This is a genomic window from Fructilactobacillus sp. X7R9C1 (genome assembly GCF_059901005.1).
On record NZ_JBWXVG010000023.1, the window covers coordinates 1 to 3,231 of the forward strand.

General features: G+C 40.7%; 2 protein-coding genes. Both read left to right on the plus strand.

The genetic code is table 11. From position 1 onward, the window contains the following. The coding region (locus AC6UD0_RS07085) for an aggregation-promoting factor C-terminal-like domain-containing protein (RefSeq protein ID WP_500708641.1) at positions 1–2,391 on the plus strand (2,391 nt) is incomplete at its 5' end. Further along, positions 2,391–3,227, plus strand: a complete 837-nt coding sequence (locus AC6UD0_RS07090; RefSeq protein WP_500708643.1) for a phage tail domain-containing protein — start codon at positions 2,391–2,393, stop codon at positions 3,225–3,227. The genes AC6UD0_RS07085 and AC6UD0_RS07090, both read left to right, overlap by 1 nt. Positions 3,228–3,231: the final 4 nt, after the last annotated feature.

A 3,231-nucleotide genomic window follows, 5' to 3' on the forward strand; every position in this document is an offset into this window, starting at 1 on the left:
ATCATCAATGGTTTAAACGGTTTTTGGAACTGGTTTAAAAGTATCTGGAACGGTTCACTGAATTGGATCAGTAAAATCTGGAGTAATTCGTGGAACGGTATTCTTGGTTTCTTTAGGAATACCTGGAATGGCATTATTAACTTCTTAAATGGTTTCTGGAACACCTTTAAAGCAATTTGGAATGGTTCTCTAAACTGGATTAGCAAAGTTTGGAGTGACATTTGGAATGGTATCTTTGGTTTTGGCCGTTGGATTTGGAACTCCATTACTGGATTCTTAAATGGCTTCTGGAACGGTCTTAAGAGTATGTTCAGTGGTTCATTGAATTGGATCAGTCGCGTTTGGTCTGATTCCTGGAATGCTATTTTTGGATTTGGTAAATGGATCTGGAATAACATCACTAGTTTTGTCGGTGGATTTTGGAACGGACTCAAAGGTACTTTCAGGTCTGCTGGAGATGAAGTGTCCAAGATTTGGAGTGGAACCTGGAATGGTGTTGCTCATACCTTTAGTAAAATCTGGGACGGCATCAAAGGTACGGCTCAAGACGGAGTCAATGGCATTATCAACATCTTAAACGGTGCCATTGGTGGTATTGACTCTGTAATTAGTATGTTTGGTGGTAAAAAGGACGCTTTAGGTAAGATTAAACCGGTTAAATTTGCTACTGGTACTGGAGCGCTTAGCCAACATACTTACTCTATGCTCAACGATGGTAATGACAGTCCGGAAACTGACAATAAGGAAATGGCTATCTTGCCAAACGGTAAAGCCTTTATTCCTCAAAGTCGGAACTGGACCGGCCTGCTTCCAAAAGGTACTCAGATTCTGAATGCTACTGAAACTAAGATGATTATGGCATCGCAAGGTATCCGTCATTTTGCTAGCGGTACTTTTGGTTGGATTGATAATGTGGTTGATACCACCAAGAGTATTGCCGGAAACGTTTGGGGTAGTATTAAAGGATTTGGAAAAGACCTCAAAAAAGGCTTTGACATGGCCAGTGATATTGTTGGCAATCCTGGTAAATATATCCAAGACTTAATCAAGACACCATCTTACAAAGGTGATGTTATGAATAATCTTGGTAAAGGGATGTTCGACAAGTCTAAAGACCAAGCCGTAAGTTTCTGGAATGAAACCTGGAAAGCTGTCGGTGACATCTTTGGTGATGGCGGCGGCTCTGGTTCAATGGGCGAATTTCTGAAGTATGCTGAAGAGCACTTCAACAATCGTGCTTATGAATTAGGCGGTTTTGACTGTTCTGAAATGGTTAAAGAAGCCTTAGCTCACTTCAACATTAATGCCGGACGAACGACTGTTGCTCAAGAAGCTTCTGGTAAGTTCAACAAGATTTCAAAAGGCGATGCTAAACCTGGTGACCTGGTTTACTTTGGTTCTTCTGGTGCAGACGCCCACGTTGGGATTGTTTCTAACCCTGCTAAAGGATTGATGTTTAACCAACATCCACCAAGGGGAGGCGTTTCAACGATTGCTGGTGCTGAAGCTGTTGATGGTCCAGGACGTTACTACCACGTTAAGGGACTATCTTCAGATGATAACCAGGAAAAGAACAAGAACAAAGACGACAGTGGGCTATCGAAATTCGTTCATGGGATGTTCGATAACTCAATGTTCAAATGGATTCAAAAGTACTTAGCTCCATTCGCTGATACCAATGGCGATGGTGCTGGTCCTGGCGAAGCTCCAAAAGGTGACCACAAGAACTGGTTAAAGCAAGCTGGTATCCCGGAAGACCAATTTGATATGTATAATTACATCATTAGTCATGAATCTGGTTGGAATCCTGAAGCTACTAATCCGAATGGTGGTGCTTATGGATTACCTCAATCACTACCAGGTAGCAAGATGGCTAGTGCAGGTTCTGATTGGAAAAAGAATCCAATTACCCAGTTGAAGTGGATGCAAGGTTACGTTAAGCAACGATATGGTGGTATTGGTGGGGCTTACAACTACTGGAAGACTCATCATAACTACGAAAACGGTGGCTTCATTGGCCATGAGCAAATCGCTCGTGTCGGTGAAAACAATAAGCCTGAAATGGTTATTCCTCTCGATGTTTCTAAACGGAGTCGTGCAACTGACCTATTACATCAAGTCATTGATATGATGGTTGGTAATGCACCACAAAATAGCGGTGAAGCTGGTAATGATAGCTTGAAGTCTGAATTAAAAGAAACACAATCCAAGCTATCAAGCATTGAAAACAAGTTTGACCAGCTATTAGACATGTTCGCTCAATCAATGGGCATGACGCAGCAACAGACACAAGCTATTAAAGGGATTAATGGGTACGACCCACAAAAAGCTTATCGACAACAAGCACGTGACCAAACGTTGCGTGACTATCAGATGGGAGGTGGATTCTAATGCCAATGCCACAATTGCACGTTAGTATTGACGCTTTACCTGAATTTAATCCAACTGATAAAATTAATGATTTAATCTTTCTTGGATTGAAAAGTACGCCGGCAATGAGTAATAACTACACTGAACGAGTAGCCTCTGATGGTAGTGCATTCAATTTTGCTCAATATCAAAAAAACACCATTAATGCTAATTTTGTTTTGCACTTCTCAACTTATGTTGATTATGTCGCCAAAAAGCAGCAGGTCCATAATTTGTTCATGCAAAAGAAATTGTACCGGTTGCGTACGGATGTTGACCGATTGAATGTGTTCTTTGTTCGACCAATTGGTTTCGAAATCGAACCCTATCAAGAGGGAGCGAATGATTGTGATATTACGATTCCATTTGAAAATCCGACTGGGATGAAGTTTTCTCGCTATGATTCGTTAAATCAATTGGATCTTTGGAATGATTTTCCCTTGGGCTTTGATTTACCGGCAATTGACCGAGAAGACTATCATTTCATTGATGAGTTTAGCTTCGATGTATTAAATCCAAGTGGGATGCCCATTGATCCTTATCTTGAACATCATGATTTAAAGATTCATTTAATGTGGTCTGGGACAGCAATTAGTTTAGTCAATCGTACGAATGGTAGTTCTTATTCATACGAAGGTGAGAATAATGATAACTATGAAGTTGTACTAGATGGAGTAGAAAGCTTTCGACGTGGTCAGCAGGTTAACAGTAATACTGACTTTGGTAATATCAAACTCGAACGTGGCTTTAACCACTTTGAAGTTGGCACTTGTAGCCACTTTGATATTAAATTCGAATTCCCATTTCTTTATATATGAAGGA